General features: G+C 48.5%; 22 protein-coding genes and 1 pseudogene. 4 read left to right on the plus strand and 19 right to left on the minus strand.

Translation table 11 applies throughout. The features are described from left to right. Positions 1–414 (plus strand): annotated as a pseudogene (locus tag D5269_RS14335) (hypothetical protein); the annotation flags it as partial. 18 nt (positions 415–432) lie between these two features. Here the strand turns inward: D5269_RS14335 and D5269_RS19030 are convergent. From D5269_RS19030 to D5269_RS14355, 4 genes are all read right to left on the minus strand, one after another. Continuing rightward, entirely contained in the window at positions 433–1,953 is a 1,521-nt protein-coding gene (locus tag D5269_RS19030; RefSeq protein WP_347707304.1) for a recombinase family protein, read from the minus strand. An 80-nt stretch (positions 1,954–2,033) separates the two neighbouring features. Further along, positions 2,034–2,216 (minus strand): hypothetical protein, encoded by a 183-nt coding sequence (locus D5269_RS14345; RefSeq protein WP_166545191.1) that lies wholly within the window; start codon positions 2,214–2,216, stop codon positions 2,034–2,036. Between the two features lie 13 nt (positions 2,217–2,229). After that, positions 2,230–3,006 carry a MobA/MobL family protein gene (locus tag D5269_RS14350; protein WP_166545193.1) on the minus strand — a complete coding sequence of 259 codons (777 nt, stop codon included), beginning with the start codon at positions 3,004–3,006 and terminating at the stop codon, positions 2,230–2,232. A 101-nt stretch (positions 3,007–3,107) separates the two neighbouring features. Next, positions 3,108–4,964 carry a type IV secretory system conjugative DNA transfer family protein gene (locus D5269_RS14355; RefSeq protein WP_166545194.1) on the minus strand — a complete coding sequence of 619 codons (1,857 nt, stop codon included), beginning with the start codon at positions 4,962–4,964 and terminating at the stop codon, positions 3,108–3,110. A gap of 194 nt (positions 4,965–5,158) precedes the next feature. On the opposite strand from D5269_RS14355, the gene D5269_RS14360 reads away from it, so the two are divergent. Next, a complete protein-coding gene (locus D5269_RS14360; RefSeq protein WP_166545195.1) occupies positions 5,159–5,893 on the plus strand; it encodes a hypothetical protein in 735 nt (244 codons plus the stop codon). Positions 5,894–5,981: 88 nt separating this feature from the next. On the opposite strand, the gene D5269_RS14365 is transcribed toward D5269_RS14360, so the two are convergent. From D5269_RS14365 to D5269_RS14425, 13 genes are all read right to left on the minus strand, one after another. Continuing rightward, positions 5,982–6,539 (minus strand): recombinase family protein, encoded by a 558-nt coding sequence (locus D5269_RS14365; RefSeq protein ID WP_166545196.1) that lies wholly within the window; start codon positions 6,537–6,539, stop codon positions 5,982–5,984. 147 nt (positions 6,540–6,686) lie between these two features. Further along, positions 6,687–6,869, minus strand: a complete 183-nt coding sequence (locus D5269_RS14370; protein ID WP_166545197.1) for a DpnD/PcfM family protein — start codon at positions 6,867–6,869, stop codon at positions 6,687–6,689. Next, a complete protein-coding gene (locus D5269_RS14375) occupies positions 6,862–7,071 on the minus strand; it encodes a hypothetical protein (protein WP_166545198.1) in 210 nt (69 codons plus the stop codon). Before D5269_RS14375 ends, D5269_RS14370 begins: the two co-directional genes overlap by 8 nt. Before the next feature lie 61 nt (positions 7,072–7,132). Next, a complete protein-coding gene (locus tag D5269_RS14380) occupies positions 7,133–7,645 on the minus strand; it encodes a hypothetical protein (protein ID WP_166545199.1) in 513 nt (170 codons plus the stop codon). Positions 7,646–7,826: 181 nt separating this feature from the next. Next, a complete protein-coding gene (locus D5269_RS14385) occupies positions 7,827–8,018 on the minus strand; it encodes a DUF3846 domain-containing protein (RefSeq protein WP_166545200.1) in 192 nt (63 codons plus the stop codon). A gap of 1 nt (position 8,019) precedes the next feature. Next, positions 8,020–8,217 carry a hypothetical protein gene (locus D5269_RS14390; RefSeq protein ID WP_166545201.1) on the minus strand — a complete coding sequence of 66 codons (198 nt, stop codon included), beginning with the start codon at positions 8,215–8,217 and terminating at the stop codon, positions 8,020–8,022. Then, positions 8,210–8,410 carry a hypothetical protein gene (locus D5269_RS14395; protein WP_166545202.1) on the minus strand — a complete coding sequence of 67 codons (201 nt, stop codon included), beginning with the start codon at positions 8,408–8,410 and terminating at the stop codon, positions 8,210–8,212. Before D5269_RS14395 ends, D5269_RS14390 begins: the two co-directional genes overlap by 8 nt. A gap of 2 nt (positions 8,411–8,412) precedes the next feature. Beyond that, positions 8,413–8,955 (minus strand): hypothetical protein, encoded by a 543-nt coding sequence (locus D5269_RS14400; RefSeq protein WP_166545203.1) that lies wholly within the window; start codon positions 8,953–8,955, stop codon positions 8,413–8,415. Between the two features lie 79 nt (positions 8,956–9,034). Continuing rightward, on the minus strand, positions 9,035–9,808 hold the full coding sequence (locus D5269_RS14405; protein ID WP_166545204.1) for a hypothetical protein: 774 nt from the start codon (positions 9,806–9,808) through the stop codon (positions 9,035–9,037). Between the two features lie 12 nt (positions 9,809–9,820). After that, complete coding sequence (locus D5269_RS14410) at positions 9,821–10,765, minus strand: lambda-exonuclease family protein (RefSeq protein ID WP_166545205.1); 945 nt, start codon at positions 10,763–10,765, stop codon at positions 9,821–9,823. A gap of 82 nt (positions 10,766–10,847) precedes the next feature. Further along, positions 10,848–11,783, minus strand: coding sequence for a DUF932 domain-containing protein (locus D5269_RS14415; RefSeq protein WP_166545206.1), 936 nt, complete (start codon positions 11,781–11,783; stop codon positions 10,848–10,850). A gap of 103 nt (positions 11,784–11,886) precedes the next feature. Next, a complete protein-coding gene (locus D5269_RS14420; protein ID WP_166545207.1) occupies positions 11,887–12,828 on the minus strand; it encodes a hypothetical protein in 942 nt (313 codons plus the stop codon). Between the two features lie 57 nt (positions 12,829–12,885). Further along, positions 12,886–14,589 (minus strand): hypothetical protein, encoded by a 1,704-nt coding sequence (locus tag D5269_RS14425; protein WP_166545208.1) that lies wholly within the window; start codon positions 14,587–14,589, stop codon positions 12,886–12,888. A gap of 123 nt (positions 14,590–14,712) precedes the next feature. Between D5269_RS14425 and D5269_RS14430 the strand changes: the two genes are divergently transcribed. Next, the gene (locus tag D5269_RS14430) at positions 14,713–15,051 is read left to right on the plus strand and encodes a helix-turn-helix transcriptional regulator (protein WP_166545209.1); all 339 of its coding nucleotides are present in this window, start codon (positions 14,713–14,715) and stop codon (positions 15,049–15,051) included. A 10-nt stretch (positions 15,052–15,061) separates the two neighbouring features. On the opposite strand, the gene D5269_RS14435 is transcribed toward D5269_RS14430, so the two are convergent. Next, positions 15,062–15,310, minus strand: coding sequence for a DUF6809 family protein (locus D5269_RS14435; protein WP_166545210.1), 249 nt, complete (start codon positions 15,308–15,310; stop codon positions 15,062–15,064). 10 nt (positions 15,311–15,320) lie between these two features. After that, entirely contained in the window at positions 15,321–16,100 is a 780-nt protein-coding gene (locus D5269_RS14440; RefSeq protein ID WP_166545211.1) for a hypothetical protein, read from the minus strand. A 405-nt stretch (positions 16,101–16,505) separates the two neighbouring features. Here D5269_RS14440 and D5269_RS14445 point away from each other — a divergent pair, with 405 nt between their 5' ends. Then, entirely contained in the window at positions 16,506–17,411 is a 906-nt protein-coding gene (locus tag D5269_RS14445; protein ID WP_166545212.1) for an Rpn family recombination-promoting nuclease/putative transposase, read from the plus strand. The last annotated feature ends 300 nt before the right edge of the window (positions 17,412–17,711 follow it).

Raw genomic sequence — 17,711 nt, forward strand, 5'->3', positions numbered from 1 at the left:
GGACACTCCCAGTTTGAGCGTATTCCCATCAGCCGGGAACGGCAGGAGCGCCTGCTGCGGGAGCAGATCAATGAGATTACCGACGGGATTGCCGAGGTGGAGGCCAGCGGCGGGGAACGCTTTACCGTCAAGCAGTTGGAAAAGACTCGCAGGTCGCTGGAGGCCCGGATGGAGAAGCTGCAAGCCACAGAGCGCAAGGACGATGTGATAACCTTTGAGCAGTTGGGCGTGGACCGGCTGTTCGTGGACGAGGCGCATTCGTTCAAAAATCTGTTCCTCTACACGAAAATGCGGAACGTGGCGGGGCTTTCCACCTCCGAGGCGCAGAAGTCCTCGGATATGTTCATGAAGTGCCAGTATATGGACGAGCTGACCGGCGGGAAGGGTACGGTCTTTGCCACGGGGACGCCAGTACACACACCTTATCTACGCTTAAATACTGAACTGAATTTCGACCCCGTACTCGTCCGAAACGTACACGATGTCTATCATCGTGATGGCCAGAGCGTGCTTCTCGTCCACAGTAAGGGTATCCCATCGGCTCATAGGGTCAGCCAGGGGAGCGGTGTCGATCTCCTTGTGTTTTCTGACCTTTGCCCGTAGCTTCTCCTCCAACTCGGACTTTTTGGAGTGGAGGACGTTCACCCGGTCTTGGATATACCCAAACAGCACATTATCCGCATCCGCCAGCTTGTCCATTAGCTTGTGGATTTCATCATCAAGACGAATAATTTCGACCTTGATACTCTCTGCTTCGGAATCTGGTTTCTGCTGTTCAGCCTTGGCTATCACCAGACTTTCCAACCGTTCCTTCATGGCCTGGAATACGATCTGCTCTACTTCATCGGGGCGGGTTTTCAGCCGCTTCTTGATACAACCCTTTGCCCTGTAAGCACCGTGATCTCCAAAATACCGCCATTGCTTGGTCTTGGTAACGTTCCAACTATACATGAGCGACAAGGCATAATGGCAATGACCACATTTGACAAGGCCCACCAGCCATGAGTTCTTTGCTCCGCTGCTATTTGGGATACGCTTGTTGCGAGATTTCTTATCCTGTACTGTAAGCCACGTTTCAGCGTCCACTAACCCCTCGTGGTAGCCGACCTTAATGTACTCGGAACCGTCAGGCCGCTTATGGCGGAAGCAGCCATGAACACCATCAAAGGCTTCCACATCGTCAACGACCTCATATCCCTTTGAGACAAGGTATTGATATACGTCCTTGTCGGCCCTGACATACAATGGACTTTCAAGAATCCGGGAGAAGTGGCTCCTGTCCATGTTACTCTTGGCTGTTCTGTTGACATCAATGCCGTTGCTGCGAAAGTAATTGAGGACATCGGCCAGCGAGATTTCCGGGGCCTTGTAAAGTTGGTAAGCCATCCTGACCACATCGGCCTTGTCGGAGGGAACCAGCACTGAACCGTTCTTCCCATTGACAGTCCTGCGCTCCGGCATATAGCCATAATAGAATTTACCCCCCTGATAAAAACCTGTCTCCAGTGAACGGGTACTGTAAGCGTCCGCTACCCGTCCCGCTATTGTCTCTCGCTCAAACTCCGCAAAATTCAGCAGAGTGTTCCGCATCATGCGGCCCTCTTTCGTGGCCGTGTTAAACGGCTCCGTAAGAGAAACCACGCTGACGCCGTAGCTGTCGAGCAGATCAGTTACATTGAGATATTCCCTCATGTTGCGGCTGAAACGATCATACTTCTTTACGATAATACGCTCAATCAGGCCCTCTTTGGCATCAGCCATCATCTGCTGAAATGCTGGCCGATGCTCAATGTCTTTGCCGCTCTTGCCATCGTCACAATAAATGTGGTATTCTTCCCCCTCGCCTAAAGATTTGATGCAGTCAGCTTTCTGGCTGTCGATGGACAAGGAGTTGTTATCTTTGTCCCTATCACTCACTGAACGACGCACATAAATTGCAGTTATCTTTTTCACAATATCAACCTCCATAAAAAGGCAGGCCGATAATGCGTTATCTACCAGTAATATAACACAAATCGACCTGCCTTACAATATTAACGTGATAATTCCGGCTTCAAAATGTCATAAATCCTGTTGATTTTCTGCCGTCTTGAAGTCTCGTTCATATTTTCTGGGATATGTACTGTAACTTTGATTCCTTTCGGAAGCGCAGTCTTGACAGCAGACCTTACATCAGTTACAATATTTTCAGTTGCGGTATTTTGTTGTTTTTTCATCCCATCACCTCCATTATCGGGATAGTTCTACATCTATTTCATGTGTTTTCTCATGTTGACGTTGCCGCATACGCTCCATATTACGGGCCAAGATGGCACGCTTCAAATCACCAGCTGAGGTGCGTTCGCCACGCTGTTCTTTCTGCCAGTCAATGCGGCTCAGTCGAACGGTCGGTTCGCGGTCACACACGCCTTGGACTTTAAGGCTCTCATGGCTGACCCGTTTATCCAATCCGTTTCGTTCATAGGCCCGGTTTTGTATCAATGCCCACTGTTCACGCCAAATGACGATGTGCTTTCTGTTGTCATGTTCCCGGTCTTTCTTCTTGCTGAACCCCTCTGGCCCGACAGTCCGAGTTGGAACAATGATGTGAACATGGGGGTTGTTTCTGGATGGATCAGCTTCGTTCTTCCCCTCATGGATTGCGGCTATCGCACACAAACCTTGATTTACAAAATTGGCGTCAACAAAGTCACAGACAATATGAATCAACTGACGGAGCGGCAGTTCATTAGGAAGGGAACCTTTGAACTCCCGTGCGGTACGGGCATCATAGCGAATCTCTGCCGCTTCAATCTTGTCGCAAAGACATTGGAGATCGTAAAAATCAGATGGGACATTAGCAGGCTGGAAAATCCTGCAATAAAGAACATCATGCCGCTTCCGATAATAGGTCTTGCTGTTGTAGCTGTCATGCAGTTTGCGTCCAGTGATATAGTTTGCCAGCCGTGTAACAGACCGGCCTTTTCTACGGCTGATAGCCTGAGCCTCTAAGTAATAATTTGCCATAATCGTTCCCCTCTGTTTGGTGTTTCGTATCTTTTTTTATGTGTATGTCCATTTACACATCGGAGACTTATAGATCAGTCTGCTTTCACAGATCAACGCTCCTACAACATTCTACAACGAGATTTTTTCTTGAGTTGCTCCACCAGTTCTTTGTCAGCGGATAACACCGCCATAAATGCCTCCAGCGGTTCAAATCGCACTTTGTTCTCAGCTTCGGTTCCCGCTTCAATGTCACAAACTTCCGGGAAGTATTTGCTGACCAGTTCACCAATAATATAATTCCGGCGCTGTGCATCCCTTCTTTGTTTGTCCTGTGCTTGCTTGTGAGCTAAACGCTGTTGGTGCTGGGATTCTGTAATACGCTTGGCAGCTTTTTGACTGCGTTCCTCAATCGTCAGCATTTTTGCACCTTCGTTCCTTTTTGGATTGTTAATCATGGGTATGATTGGGTCATATATAGAAGCAAATGTTGTCTGTTCTTCCAGTGTGGGGTATCGTACATAGTTTGATAAATCAATGTATGTCTGAAATTTTTCCACACGGCAAAATCCGCTTGGTGTCAACAGCAGAACGTTATCCAAAGTCGAAAGTACGTGAGGATGGACGATCCAATCTCGCAGTTCGCTTATCTGCACACTGCAGCCAGTGGTTTTCATGGAATCATCTAATTGCGTACCTATGCTGTTCTGTCTGTATATGCAGGTTCCAATCAGTTCAGCAAGATATTTCTGTGTATCAGTGTCGTCAGATCGTAGGATTGCTTTGTATTGGCAATTATCAAAAATAATGCGTCGTTTATACTCGCCGTAAATACTGTCAAGTTGGGCCACGCTCTGAATCATTAGACAGATATTTACGTTCTTGCTCCGCAAGGTTGACATGGCAGATGTAATCATTTCCAGTTTCCCAAACCTTGCAAATTCATCCATGAGCAGCAGTGTTTGGATATTGTCTGCTCCTGCTTCGGTGTACTTCTCCGGTCTACGCTCCAAATACCGGATAAGTTGGGTATACATCAAGTTTGTTGCGCCACTCCACTGTTCTATCCGATCTGCTGGAATACGCAGAAAGATATTGAACTCATTTAGATTATTCCAGTTGAAACAATTTGCTCCCTCTCGTATACCACGAAACGCATGAGCGATATATGGGTCAGCCACAAAAAGCGCGAGTTTATTTCGTAATCCTCGATCAACGATAGCCAGTGTCTTTTTACTTATGCGAGCTTCTCCAAGAAGTATTTTCACATTTATATCATCACTTTCTGCCATCTCTTTGCAGAGCAGAGAAAGCGGCTGTTCTAAAATTTTGCACATAGTCTCGCTAAAGCTAAGACCGAGTTGAAAGTAATAAAGCAGGGCCGCCGCTAAAATACCCCGTTCGGTATCTGACCAAAAGGGTTCTTTTACATCGGCTTGAATCGGGATAATTGCCAATGCTATTTCTTGGATGTTGTTGATCAGATTACTGCTGTTATCCTGTGTCAGCCACCAAAACGGGTCATAGCTGGGGCCATCTATCTGCGTGGGATCAAAAATGATATACGGACGTGCAATAATTCCTTGCTGGAACATTTTTTCTGACATATTCGCATAGAAATCTGACAATTCACCTTTAATATCTGTAGCACATATCGCCCCTTTCCACATTCTCAATGTTGGCTTGGCAACCCCGGCACTTTTGCCGCTTCCACTGCCCCCAATGATAACGATGTTTCCCTCCTCACCTTGTGATATTCCAACATAATGCTCTTGATTTTGGCTACCAAAAAAGAAACCAGGGTCATAGTCTCGTTTCAAGATCATTCTTTTCGGCGCATTTTTTTCGATTTGCTTCTGTTTTAGAAACGACATTCTTTTTATCGAAATTTGCCCCATGCGATTAACGCCATAGTCATCACTACGGACTTTACCAAGGTGTTTAGGATGCTTTTGCCCCTTTTCTTTCTTTTTTGACACTTTCCCTTTCAACCTCGCTTTCCAAATGGAATTGTCCATCAGAACGTATGATTGCTCACCTCCAGAGAAAACTCTAATAGTGGTTACGCACAAAGGAATCGTATCACATCGTGTTTGTACAAATCCATGGACAGCTTCGGTACATTTTCGTTACATTTGAAATACTACATTTTTCGATAAGAAGGTTTTACATTGTGACATGGAGGACTTTTATCTTTGCCATTCGGGATTCAAAAATCACTAATGATATTGCGTGGATAATTTTAGACTGTCTTTTTAGAAGTGCAGGCTGTAAGCGTGAGTTTTCGGAAATGGCCGCCAAGAGTTGGATGAGAGGAAATAGAAATTGCAAGGTAAGCAGATACTTTCCAGAAGGAAGTATTAACTATGAAGAAGCTTTTCGCTTTTTTAGGAATAGGCCGGAAAACAAATTATGGAACCTCCAACAGGTATTCCAAAGTAAAGTTGACACTGACAGTCCTATTGATGTGAATACAAAAGATTTAGATATATTTTGTTGGAGCCTTGTAAATCAATTTTTGGACTTGCTTGGATTTCCGAGGGTAAATGTTGATACGCCATTAGAGATTGCATCTTCTGAGGCCGGCCAATTACTCAATACACAAAGTACGGATATATCTAAGGACCTTGCTTCAGGTCAATCACAGGAGGTTCCGGGTAGTATGTCCATGATTGGCGGCACAGATATTTCCGTCAAAAAGGAACCGTCAATAAGGTCAATGATTCTACCGCACAGTGATGATTGTTGCTATCACTGCATCCACTGGAATGGAAATAGAAAAACATTTGGAGCATATACAACGCCAACCTACGGATATTGCTTGAAGTATAATAAAGACAAGCAGCTATCATCTACCATAGCTTGTGTGGACTTTGAAAAACGTGAAAAACAAATGGGAGAATGGTGAATTTTTCCTTTTACACAGATGAGTAATCCGGGGTTAAATTGTGATAGTAAAGCTGCCTGCCAGCAAGAAGCAGGCAGCCTTACTTATCTTATTTTTTTGCTAAGTTCCTATAAAGCGTGGACTTTTTAACCCCGGTCAGTTCCTCAATTTCCTTGATGGCATACTGCTTTGTTTTGTAGAGCTTGACAGCCTTTTTTACAGCGTCAGGATTCGTCTTGGGTCTACCTCCTGTCCGCCCCCTGGCCCTGGCCGAGCGCAGTCCATCACGGGTACGGTCAGCAATCACATCTCGTTCAAACTGAGCGATGGCCGACATGAGGGTGAACAGCAGCTTACCTGTGCTGGTACTGGTATCTATGGATTCCTTCAGGCTGACCAGATGAACACCCTTCTGCTCAAATAGCTCCGTCAGTTCGATCAAGTCCTTGGTACTTCGTCCCAGCCTCGACAGGGATTCAATCACCACGGTATCGCCTTCGGTCATCCGGTCAAGCATCTTAGCCAGCTCAGGACGATCACGCTTGGTTCCGGTCATCTTTTCATTGTAGATCATATCGCAGCCGTACTTCTTGAGAGCGTCTAACTGTCGGTAAAGGTTCTGCTGCTCGGTGCTGACTCTGGCATAGCCAAAGATATAGTTCTTCATCCGTCACATCCTTCCCAATAATGTATGGCAATAGAGACGTAGATTTTGGAATAAGTTTTGGGACGAAATACCCATCAAAACCGCCTGATTTCAAGAGTTATTCCAGTCCTTCTAAACCAGTTCCAATAACGAACGTATTTGGAACCACTACTTCAACACAGGAACGGCTTCAAACGCCGCACCAACAAAATCCTCTGCATCAAGGATGTACTGGCTGTTGTGCCAGCCATCGGATACCATCTGCTCGGCCTCGTGCTGATCGTCAGCTTCCACTTCAACCGTTCGCTTCAATGTCTCGGTAATCGTCACCTTGAATCTTGAACTACCCATGAGCAGCCTCCTTCTGGATGTCGTACACATCATCGACATAGTAGGCCCCGGTGAAGAAGTTGAAAATTGCCGTACACCGAACACCGTTATATTCAGCCAGATACTGATTGCCTCCGATTTGCCGGATGATCTCGGCCTCGCCCAACACATGGCGGTCATGCTCATGGTCTTTCAAACTGTGGATATATGCCTTGACTTTCATGCTCTGCCTCCATAAAATAGTAATTGGCTGTAGCCGATGAATACCGACCCCAGCCTTGATTTCAGCCAATAGCAACTCTGGCCCGACCATAGAAGTCCTCCATGCAGCTCACAGCAACGGCTTTTGGCATCTTCAAGAATCGTGCGGCCTCATGTAGTGCAAAGCCATCTATCAGGAGATTGATAATCCTGGTTTCCTTCGGAGTAGCCATACTCACCACCTGTTCCAGAAGGGCCTTACCCTCAACTCGCCGCTCCGTATCCTGCCTGGGATCTGCAAGTGCATTTTCAACATCATCCAGGCCCACGGTGATACCGCAACGTTTGACACGGGCATGATATTCACCATCCCGTAGAACGGCGTCCCTCATGGCCCGGAACGCCATCGCCTCGAACTCCACGCCAGCGGGAGGATTGCGAAAATACTGCTGCACAGCGGAGAGATAGCCGAAGATTACGACGTCATAGAAATCATTCATCAGGAGACGCCTGTAGCGGAGAAAGTCGATCACCAGATCGTGCCTCTGCTCCGCAAAGTCCCGTTCCTCCTGCGTCATAGGACGCAAAGCCCTCATTGTGTTCAACTCCTTTCGGTGATAGGGCATAATAAGAGGGAATCCCCTGTGCCGCAAGAGATTCCCTTATTTCAGTTTAATCAATCGACCTCCAGCGGCAGGCAGATGATACGGCCATCCATACCCCAAAACATTTCCGGTGTGTAGAACCGCTCACGATACTGATCAATCTGCTCCGGGGTCAGGCTGGTAAAATGGTCACAATCTGCGGGCGCACCGCGAACTTTCCATCGTCATTGCAGAGCAAAACAACAGAATCATCAAGATAGATGGGTTGAATTAAGCCGCCCACAATTTCCTGCATGGATTCCAAAGACCCGCTGATTTCTCTTGGCTCCGGTCTGCGCTCAGGCTCGACTACTAAAACACGCATTTTAACTCACCTCAAACTTTCCACGCAGCCAGCGTGTGGCTCGATGCTTCCGGGCAAAATCCTCCGTCCATGCGTCCCCAGTGGTGTTGTCCACCGCCACCCATTTACGGCCTTCCTTCGTTAGAAACAGGCCCAGCGGAGTACGGAAATCTATCACGTTTAATACTTGCTCCGGGCTGACCCGATGAATCCTACTCATGGCTTGCTCCCTTGGGAACGGCGGCGAACTCCATATGGTACGTATCCAGGGACTTCCCCAAGATGGTGTGATCGCCCTCGTAGTAGGTAGGTTCGCAGAATCCAGCAGCACGGGCCTCAGCCTCGTTCTCAAAGATAGCTTTGATCCGAACCGTGCAGAACCGGAACGTATAGACTGAATCGCCAATCTTCATGTTCAATGCCCTCCCTTTCTATTCAAATGCCATTCCAGCAGGGTACAGTAGCCGTATACCCGGTCGATAGGCAAATCCACCCACTCGCTGCAAGCTGTCTGATCTCCGGCCACAGGCTTTAAGTGAATCTTCCCGTTCTCATGGGATTCACGAACCCGGATACAGGTATTGCCAAAGAAATAGCAGACCGTTCCATCGTCCTGCTCTGTACGGCAATAGTGAGGGATAGCAGCCACATCCCGCATCTGTTCCAAGATGTAGCAGTCCTCGACCTTCCAGCCGCCAGGGTTGCCTTCCTCGGCCATGTACCAGTCCAGCCGGACACCCTGATCGGAAGTCTTGTCCAGACAGTACGCAAAGATGGAGTTGCTGAACATATGAGGGTAGAATCCTTTGTTATCGCTGCTGAAACGATAGGTACGGCTCAACAATAGATACTGCGTGGCAAAGCTGTCCTCCGTGAAAATGATGTGTGCGGTCAGATCATCCCTGGGAGAAGTAGCTTTCAGTTCCCGGAAGATCTGTTTCAATTCGCTATAGTTCATAGTGGCTCCTCCATAAAATAAATGACCCGGCATCCCTACCACAAGGCAGGGACACCGGGCCATCATAGCGTATCCTATCTTAGCTTGCCTGTGCCAGCTCTGGCACCATTTGGGCGGCGTTCACAATGTCCATGAACTGTTGGCCGAACGCCTTTGCCTGAGCCGCTTCCTCCGGGCTGAGAGTGCTGACCGTCTGGAAGTTGAACAAGGCGTAGGGCTTGCCCTGTTTGCTGGTGGCCTTCTCCAAGGTGATCTTCGTGACCACGCTGGAGATCGGCGTTAAGGTACTCAGGAGCCGGGTAGAGTATTTCAGGAACCTGGGCTTGCTGGTCACGGGAACCCGTACCAGCAGCGGGATGATATTGTCAGGCCGCAGCAGAAACAGAAGAACCGATTCTTTACAGGCTTTGGCGTTGCTCTCACCATCCTTGGAACCGAAATCGTTGTAGGGGCAGTGAGCGCAGGCTTTCCCGTCAAAGGAAATAATGCTGTTCTGGCTCATACAGATGGGCGGCGTACCCTCCACCGGGTCAGGTGTGTCCCAATAGGCCCTCGGTGTGGTGTAGTCCAGGACGATCCCAACCAGCTCCTTTTCCGCTTCATTCCCGGCCAGCCCCGGCACTTCAAACACCGTGGAGCCACCGGACGGACTTTTGACCAAATCGAACAGGTCGAGGGTCAGGGGCTGGCTTTTCAGGTTGGCCCGGATGATGTCAAGAGCGTTGCTGGTCAGGGCCAGATAAGCGGAGTTCGCAGGGGCCAGCGAGGTATCGGGAGCAGCGGCCACTTCTCCGGGCTGCTGCAACTCCTGAATCTTCCCGCTCATGCGGCCTTTGAGTGCTGTGTTGTCCATGATGAACCTCCTTTAGCTTGCCGCTTTGATGGTGAAACGGCGGTACGATGATTTGTTGGCGTACTTCTTATACAAAGTCGGGTGTTCCGCTTTCAGGGTCTTACTGTCCAACCGCTCCTGAGACACGCTTTTCCAAGTGATGACACGGCCCCCGGCGGTGCCGACCTCATTCTCGCCCATCATTTCTTTCAGCAGATTTTCGGCCTTATGCTTTTGCTCGGTGACGATCTCCAACTGCTCACAGGCATCGTCATACTGGGCCAGAAGAGCGGAGGCGGCGTCGGGGAGCGTAATTTGAGACTTAGGTTTGCTGTTGGGGAATCGCTCGGACAGGAACCTGGTCGAAGCGTCCGAGCCGTCCAGCGGCGGGGGCGTGAGGTCTTGCACATGATTCCAGAAAGCGGCCTCCAACTCAATGAGCATGGAGATCAAATCCTCGTCACGCTCCACGAATTTCCAGCGGAAGGTATTGCCGCCGATCAGCACAGCGATATAGGCCCCGGCATACCCGGTAACGGCCATGTAGTGCTGGATTTGAAGCTGGTATTCATCCGGGATGGTGTCCTCCCATTCGCCAGCCTTGTAAGCGGAAGCTGTCTTGGCCTCGAAGATACACGTCCCAACGTCCGGGACTTCACAGACGCCATCCAGATTCGCCAGCATGAAGGGGTATTCCTCGCTCTGGAGCAGTTCGCTCTTATGGCAGACCTCGATCCCGGTGCGCTTGGTAAACTCGGCCCGGACGAAGGGTTCCAACTGCGTCCCCCAGTAGGCAGCTTCCCCGGCCTCCTGGGGCGGGAGCTGGCCCGTCTTATCCAGCCACAGCTCCACGGGGGACTTGTAGCGGTTGATACCGCAGACTACAGAAGCGTCCGAACCTCCGATACCCTGCTTGCGGTACTCCAGCCAGTCCGCATAGGGCAGATTTTCGGTAGAAACTAAAATGTTCGCTGGCATATCAAAACCTCGCTTTCATCAGAATAGGGACAGGGGACGCACAGCCACGGGCCGCACGTCCTCTATATGGTCCATTTACACATCATGCCGCCGCCAGCACCATTTTGTACGCCTTGTCGATCATGGGGTTGCCCTCGACAGTACGCAGGAACAGGTTCTCGTTGTAGTTCTTGGTCTTGCGGATGGGATCAGCATGGGTAGCAAAGTCGCTGATGGCATTGACGAAGCGGTAGCCGTTCTTTCCCACGTTGGAGAGATCGGGAGCCTCCCAGTACCGGGCCTTCATGTTGTCCAGCATCCGCAGATTGTTTTTGCGCTGAACATCCGGCATATCCAGGGTGACAGGGAAGAACTCGTTCATGAACTCCATGACCTTCTTGTCGGTGAGCTTGATCTTGGACAGGGCATCAATGCCACGGCCCAGCTCGCTCATATATTTCTCGGCCAGTCCCAGGGTTTCCTCGGCCTCGTGGACACGGAGCATGACGTTCTCGGTGTGCTTGGTCGTCCAGATGCGCTTTGCGCTGTTGAGGGCCAGGTTAAGCGTATTCTGGCACACAACCCGGATAGGGGTCATAGCGACTTTGATACCGGAGCTGCCATCGTGGGAGTTCATCACTACCAGATAGGGGGCAATCTCGTCCCCTGCGATGATGTAGCGGTGGGGCATACGAGCCAGCATCCAGACCTTGCGGCCTCCCTGCAAGGCCCCGGCAGTCTCGTAGGTCACGCCAGCCCCCAGCAGGTCATCGGTAAACTGGAAAGCGTCCTCGTTCTGCACCACTTTGTAGCGGTCGGACACGATACCCAAGGGAGCGTTGTCGGTGCTGCGGAGATTGGCCTTGTAGCCAGCGATCAGGGAGCCATCTCCGGTGTAAACGTCCTTCTGGACGACCTCCCAATCAAGGCCAGCGTAAATTAGGGCGTCAGTGGAGGTGGGCGCCTCCTGCACTTCCGTACCCAGGCCATGCCAAGGCTTCTCACGGACATAGAACATGGTTTCAACATTTGCCGGCATGATACATTCCTCCTGAACAATAAAATTGGCCCCGGGGAATTACCCCGAGGCCTTCGTAATTATAGTATATGTTTCTGCTGCAATCTAAATCGGAAACTTTGCACTAAGCGGTGATACACGCAGACAAAATGTTTCCACAGCTCGCATCAATTATTACAACCGTATATACGGAACCTGCTGGGGAACCACCTTGTTTTACAAAGCAAAATTCGACCTCAGTTATAACAGCCGCAAGTTGCTCGCGCCGTTCAATCGTTGGGAAGATATTTCTCACATGAACATTTGAAATTCTAAAGTCCCGTGAAACAGATTGATTATATGCGTTTTTCCATTCACTGGCAAGCTGTACACTGATCGGATCATTGAGTCTAATCAATTCTGTATTACTTAGGGTCGTGTTGAAATCGTTTTCCTGCTCAAAGGGGTCGGAGTATCCATCTCCATAATAGGGATCGTAGCCGCCGTCGGCTAAGTTGGCGGGATTGCCCTCTACTTCGCCAAGTTCGCTTTCGGGGATTTGAGAACGAACAAAATTGGTCGAATCACCATACTCATTCGATTCATCATTCCAAATCAAAATATCTTGGTCAGAATCGAAAGAGAAGTTTCCAATCAAGTCCTTTTCCACCGATGAATCGGATATTGGTTCCCCATTTTTATCTGGTAAAATCTCCATAAAACTCATGACACCTTTATCATAATGAAGTATCTCACCATCCAATTTACAAGGGAGTACCCAACTCAGGAACACACTTCCATGGGGGACGAAGGAAATAGAAAATAGAATATCTGTTTTGGATTCATTTACAGATACGTGCATGGTATATCCACGACCATATTCGTCTTCCCATACCCCCACCGCCTTTTGCCACTCCCCAACCTCCACTGTGGACTGTTCATCGTTCAAGATATCCACATCATTTTCGGCATCTATTTCCTGTCTAACGGGAACGCTGGCATCTATGGTAGACTCTCTACTGCACCCCGCTGCCAGAAACAATACGCAGATTCCTGCAAAGATGAATAACCACCTTTGTGCTTTCATATAGTTCACGTCCTCATTTTATGGAATTAAAATGTGTATTGTAGCGGAAAAGTGAATTTATTTGCTGGGTTTAGTGTTAGGCCGTATGGAAAGCAGCGCAGGGTGAATCATCGCACCATTGATAGTAAGTAGCTTCCACGCTTTTTTCATACTCCACGCTTTGATGAAAAGCGGAATTGCGACCAGAATTGGTATAATAAATACAAAAGTTGCAATAAGGCATACGATGGCCGCAATTATATACGATTTATAGCGGCTTGTGGTTTGATATAGCTGGGCAAGTTCAATGTTTTTAGGCGTGCAGGCGTTCAATGCGTCAAGATACTTTTTGGAAGAATCAGTACGGCCCTTGCTCCGCACATAGGACACGGCCTCCGCAACAGCTTTGGAATCTGTAATATCGGTTTTCACGTAAAGGTTATCAAAAATTTCCCCGTCCTCCGCAGACCAGATATTTTCGATCCGGGCTTGTACCTTTTTCAAGAATGGGGCTTTCAGTACATCAGGGGCCTTATGCGCTTTGATTGCGGCGATAAACTCCTCACAAGCAGATTCATCTGCCGTTTCATAGCCCTGGCAGGCTTGGTTCAGTTCCTCCTGCCATATTGATTCAATACGCTTTTGCAGCAGTTCAAAAAACGGCCCCTTTAGCTTTTCCTGCGCTTGGTATTGACGTACTTCATCTGTGAGCTGATTACAGGTTTGCTCATCCGCTGTCTGATACCCCTTGCAGAGCCTCCGTAAGCAGTCAGTCTCCAGCCGATCCAAGGTTGCGCTTTCCGTCACCCCATATTCCCGCATATAGGTTAAAATATGTTCTTTTGCTACTTGTGCCGCCTGTTCGGAGGAACGCGCTTCCTCGTCGTATTCCTGTGACAATATTTCCTCTGTTGTGCTTGATAAATCAACGGAAAAGCGTTGGGCCGCAGCATATGTAGCCTTTCTGTCCCTTGGAAAATGGATGAAGATGTATTTCACCAGTTCTGTATTCCAAGGGCATAGCGTGAATGCTTGTACCAATAATTCCTCTTGCCTTTCAGGTAGGTTTTTGGCGTTTTCAAAGAGTGCATTTGACTTATCCTCGTCAAATATAGATTGAAGGTAGTTTTCCTTGCGCTCATTCAGAAAGCTCATGTGCGCAGAGTATACGGTGAACAGATCGGCAAGGATACCATTCAGCAAGGTGTCCTGAGTGGCGGAATTTTTGTATAAGGCGTTTTTGTCCATGGAGGCCGATAATGCAGAGCCAGCATTTCCAACAGCGTTCATTAAGGAGTGCCCTGCAAATGAAGCAAGATTTTTCATTCCAGCCGCAGCCTGATCCCGCAACCAATAGTCACTGGAAAAGCTGGTATAGGATCTGTAATGGCCGCGACCTGCCTTTCGATCAGCGCGATACTCTTTTTCCGCATTTTGCTGCCTCAGTATTGCATTATATTGCCGCTCTACCGTTTCCAGTGCAGCTTCGGTTTCCCCTAATCCAATGCAGTGTTTCCAATAGCTTTCCTCGCTCATATCGTAGATTTCGCATTCAGTAAGCTGGCTGAATAAGGGGTGAAAAACCCGTTTTTCCATCAGCGATTCTGCGAATTGCAAATAACCATCCAAGACGGATTGGATATTTCCGCACTGCTTGTACCATTCCCCAAACTGCTTAGAAGTAGCTAAGCCGGCTTGCTCTGCCATACATTGCAGGTCATAGTAACGTTCTGCGGCATCTTCAAAGATGACTGTCTGGCCTAATAGAGTATATTTAAGCATAATTTCCCTCCCCTATACGTTAGTTCATCGATGACACACTTATTATCACATATTATAAATAAAATATCACCGCATTTCAACCCCTTATTTCACATATTATACTTGTGATAAGAGGTGATGTGCTTGACAGATACTACAAAAGCCCAAATTGGCGGTCGTCTACGGGAACGGCGGGAGCAGGCAGGGTATACCAGAGAAAAGCTGGGAGAGTTGTGCGCCCTCAGCCCCCGCTTTATCGCTAATATTGAGCTGGGCGATTCCACATTCAGCCTGGATTCTCTGATGACAGTCTGCCGGGTACTGTCATGCAGCAGCGATTACCTGTTGTTTGGTAGCAGTATTGATGCCGGGGCTTGGGCAGAGCCGATTGCAAAACTCCAGCAGCTTGATTTGAAATTTCAGGAGCCAGTCAGCAAGACGATTCAAGGGTTGATTGAAACGATTATCAAGGCCGAACAATGATATTGGCCATTTATAACAGATTCCGCTTTTTATATTCCAACATCAGCTCTACCGCAGACCAAAAACCATCAGCAAAAGCGTCTGGTAACATAGCGTTTCCTTGTCGGATATAAGTGTTGCATAGCTGCTCAAGCAGGTTTTGGCTTTTCCTGTCAAGCTGTCCCTGCAACTGCTGGCGCAAATCGGTGATGTGTTTTGAAAATCTGCTATAATCTGGTTCCCCATAGGGGTGTTCTGGATTCATAAGCCGTTCAATCATAATTCACCTCTTATGCGGAATGCGTGGCTTTGGAATCTCTAAGTTTAGTAAGCAACCGTTGGACAGGTTCTACAATGCAGGACAAGATCTCGTCCTGCATCTGCGTGTTGAAGTCCGCCTGAAAACTGTCAAGGGCAATCTGTGCATCTTTCTCGATGGCCTGAATAACCTCGTAGCAGTTAAACCCATACCGGATAAAGCCTTTCGCAAAGAGCTTAGCAAGACCTTCCTCAAAGTCCGAAGGGTCCCAAGCATCATAGCTGATTTCGCCGTAGTACGCACTGGCGGGTTGAAGCGAATATTGCCCAGAGAGATCGCCGCAGATTTTCTTTGCTTTCTTATGAATTTCGGAGGCCGTCAAATAGCCCTCCATTTCATCCACGATTGCGGCGTTTTTAGGTGTGCGTAGCAATTCCAGCTTTTCCCTCAAGGCGTCCAGCCGATGGTCGAACCGCTGCCGGAACTCCTGATAAAAGCTGCCGCTCCCCGAAACGCTCATGCGGCATTCCGTTTTCTGCTCGGCCTCGTGGATTGCCCTGTCCACACGCTTTTTCGCCGCATCCCGGCACTTCGCCTTGGACTGAAACGCCTCGCGCGCATCGGCGGCCATGACATTAGCCTTCGTCCGATCCAGAGAAACAAAGTTCCCTCGGAAGGAGGCACAGCCGCCCAAGTCCCGCAGCCAAAAGGCAAAATCCGCTATGGGGGTACGGGATTTCTGGGCTACTAAGTAAGCATCCGCTACTACCGTTTCTTCTTGTCCCTTCAAAGAGCTGTTTTCTTCACTCATGGAGACATCTCCTTTTCAAATTATTTTGCGACTTTCTTGCCGCTATAGCTATAATATATAGCCCAGAGCAACACAGAAACGGGTAGATCAGTCCGGCCTCAAAATTCGTTTTGGAGTATGCCAGCGTATTATTGACTTCTGAGTTTTTTAAGACCAGCACAATTGGAAACCGCCGATTAAGACAGCGTGTGCAGATTGGCGGGCAAATTTTCTGGCTGGCAGGGCAGAGATATGAAATCTACGAAATGTTTCTGAGCTACCCGGCAGACGGAAAATCTGCACGACGATCTGCACATAGGGGGATTAAGCGGCGGTTTATATGATGATTTTTGAAAACTTGCAGTGGAATTTTGGACTGATCCATGGTATACTGAGTTAACAAGATTTTTTGAGAGAGTGATTATTATGGGATTATTGCCGATGGACGCTGATATACTGCCGCCGTCTGATGACCGGGTATTTAAGCTGATACTGACACCACAAGAATCCAAACCAATTTTGATAGATTTGATTTCTTCCATCATTAAGCGGCCTGTGGTTGGGGTTGAGGTTCGCAACAATGAGATCCCTCCCGAAGATGTTCAAGAGAAAGCCGAAAGACTTGACGTAAACTGCTTGATTGATGATGGCTCCCAAATTGATTTGGAAATGCAAGCCAGCCGGATTCAAGAGGATTCTGATGGGAAACATCAGAATTTGAAGGGCAAGAGCATATACTACCTGTGCGACCTCCATTCCTCTCAGCCGTCAAAGGGCGTGCGGAGGTATGATAAGCTGGCCCGGACGTATCAGGTAACGTTCTGCTCCTACACGGTGTTTCCTGAGAGGGCAGAGTATGTCAATTCCTTCTCCCTGCGGCATGACGAGGACAATGAACTGCTGTCAGACGCCATTCATGTAGTCTACGTTGAGTTGAGCAAGCTCCAAGAGATTATCAAGAAGTCTGTAGATGATATGACGGATTTGGAGAAATGGGCAATATTCTTTCAATATGCTGGTGAGCCTACACATAGGGAAACGGTAAACAAGGTCATAGCGTCGAAGGAGGTGCTACAAATGGCCGGGAATCGCTTAATGAGTATCAGTCAAGACGAACGGGAACGGGCTGTATTCCGTAGCCGTAGAATGTATCAGACCGATTTGCAATCAGACTTAGCTACCGCCGAGGATAGAGGCGAGCGCAGAGGGATGGAGAAACGAAACGTAGAGATTGTTCGCAATGCTTTGCAAATGAGAATGTCGATAGCAGACATAGCAAAACTCACAGGGCTGACCAGTGAGGAAGTAGAACGTCTGCGTGCAGAGACTTGACCGGAAATGAAGAAGGCTGGGAGTGCATCAAAGCACTCCCGGCCTTCTTCTTATAGATAGCCTTGGATAAGCCGTCAGAATTGGCGGCTGTTTTTTGCGCTTATTTAGCCTGAAATAGTGGATAGATAACGCATTATCGGCACTTCCTGTCATAGATAATGTGTATCATTAGGCACCCCGGTCAGCAATTTAATGGTAGAACTCTACGTGCGCCCGTAAGGGCATATATCAAATGCCGCCTTGAGCAAGCGGCGGGAAGAAAAATATCGAAGAAAGGCAGGTGAAAAAAATACCCCGTCA

The sequence above is a fragment of the Anaerotruncus sp. 1XD42-93 genome, from assembly GCF_009917605.1.
Taxonomy (GTDB): Bacteria; Bacillota; Clostridia; order Oscillospirales; family Ruminococcaceae; genus Anaerotruncus.

Excerpts from the sequence above, each read along its gene's own strand:
- D5269_RS14440 (WP_166545211.1), bottom strand. The coding sequence starts at position 16,100 with ATGAGTGAAGAAAACAGCTCTTTGAAGGGACAAGAAGAAACGGTAGTA.
- D5269_RS14370 (WP_166545197.1), bottom strand. The coding sequence starts at position 6,869 with ATGGGTAGTTCAAGATTCAAGGTGACGATTACCGAGACATTGAAGCGA.
- D5269_RS14420 (WP_166545207.1), bottom strand. The coding sequence starts at position 12,828 with ATGAAAGCACAAAGGTGGTTATTCATCTTTGCAGGAATCTGCGTATTG.
- D5269_RS14405 (WP_166545204.1), bottom strand. The coding sequence starts at position 9,808 with ATGGACAACACAGCACTCAAAGGCCGCATGAGCGGGAAGATTCAGGAG.
- D5269_RS14385 (WP_166545200.1), bottom strand. The coding sequence starts at position 8,018 with ATGCGTGTTTTAGTAGTCGAGCCTGAGCGCAGACCGGAGCCAAGAGAA.
- D5269_RS14415 (WP_166545206.1), bottom strand. The coding sequence starts at position 11,783 with ATGCCGGCAAATGTTGAAACCATGTTCTATGTCCGTGAGAAGCCTTGG.
- D5269_RS14380 (WP_166545199.1), bottom strand. The coding sequence starts at position 7,645 with ATGAGGGCTTTGCGTCCTATGACGCAGGAGGAACGGGACTTTGCGGAG.
- D5269_RS14435 (WP_166545210.1), bottom strand. The coding sequence starts at position 15,310 with ATGATTGAACGGCTTATGAATCCAGAACACCCCTATGGGGAACCAGAT.
- D5269_RS14410 (WP_166545205.1), bottom strand. The coding sequence starts at position 10,765 with ATGCCAGCGAACATTTTAGTTTCTACCGAAAATCTGCCCTATGCGGAC.
- D5269_RS14390 (WP_166545201.1), bottom strand. The coding sequence starts at position 8,217 with ATGAGTAGGATTCATCGGGTCAGCCCGGAGCAAGTATTAAACGTGATA.
- D5269_RS14365 (WP_166545196.1), bottom strand. The coding sequence starts at position 6,539 with ATGAAGAACTATATCTTTGGCTATGCCAGAGTCAGCACCGAGCAGCAG.
- D5269_RS14425 (WP_166545208.1), bottom strand. The coding sequence starts at position 14,589 with ATGCTTAAATATACTCTATTAGGCCAGACAGTCATCTTTGAAGATGCC.
- D5269_RS14375 (WP_166545198.1), bottom strand. The coding sequence starts at position 7,071 with ATGAAAGTCAAGGCATATATCCACAGTTTGAAAGACCATGAGCATGAC.
- D5269_RS14445 (WP_166545212.1), top strand. The coding sequence starts at position 16,506 with ATGGGATTATTGCCGATGGACGCTGATATACTGCCGCCGTCTGATGAC.
- D5269_RS14400 (WP_166545203.1), bottom strand. The coding sequence starts at position 8,955 with ATGAACTATAGCGAATTGAAACAGATCTTCCGGGAACTGAAAGCTACT.
- D5269_RS14350 (WP_166545193.1), bottom strand. The coding sequence starts at position 3,006 with ATGGCAAATTATTACTTAGAGGCTCAGGCTATCAGCCGTAGAAAAGGC.
- D5269_RS14345 (WP_166545191.1), bottom strand. The coding sequence starts at position 2,216 with ATGAAAAAACAACAAAATACCGCAACTGAAAATATTGTAACTGATGTA.
- D5269_RS14395 (WP_166545202.1), bottom strand. The coding sequence starts at position 8,410 with ATGAAGATTGGCGATTCAGTCTATACGTTCCGGTTCTGCACGGTTCGG.